The sequence below is a fragment of the Micromonospora endophytica genome (assembly GCF_003236305.1).
In the GTDB taxonomy this organism is placed as follows: domain Bacteria; phylum Actinomycetota; class Actinomycetes; order Mycobacteriales; family Micromonosporaceae; genus Micromonospora; species Micromonospora endophytica.
This window is the reverse complement of the sequence record NZ_POTX01000543.1, coordinates 1-422: the sequence shown is the minus strand read 5'-3', so window position 1 is coordinate 422 and position 422 is coordinate 1. Positions and strand designations below refer to the sequence as shown.

Genomic DNA, 422 nt, shown 5'->3' with positions numbered 1-422 from the left:
GCGCCCCGCCCATCCTGGTCGTCGGCACCACCGGCGACCCGGCCACACCCTACGAGCAGACCCCGGCGCTGGCCGAGATGCTCGGCGTCGGCAAGGTGCTCACCTGGGAGGGCGAGGGCCACACCGCCTATCCGCAGACCCCCTGCATCACCCAAGCCGTCAACGCGTACCTGATCGACCTCACCGTCCCCGCCGAAGGCACCCGCTGCCCCGCCCGCTGAGCGAAACCCCACCACACCGGATCTTGGTGCGAAAACGCCCCCATAGGGGCAGTTTGCGACCAAGATTCACACCACCTGGGATTTATGTCGTATATGTCCGGGGCGTGGGTGCGGGGCCGGCGGAATGGTGGGCAGGCGGGCGGCGTTGTACATGACTGACCGCGGGCACTCCCCCGACCCGCACCCCCCGGGGACCTGCCA

General features: G+C 69.7%; 1 protein-coding gene. It reads left to right on the top strand.

Annotated elements, in window-relative coordinates; translation table 11 throughout:
- On the top strand, positions 1–221 hold a 221-nt coding region (locus tag C1I93_RS31010; RefSeq protein ID WP_146603632.1), incomplete at its 5' end, for an alpha/beta hydrolase.
- Positions 222–422 lie beyond the last annotated feature (201 nt).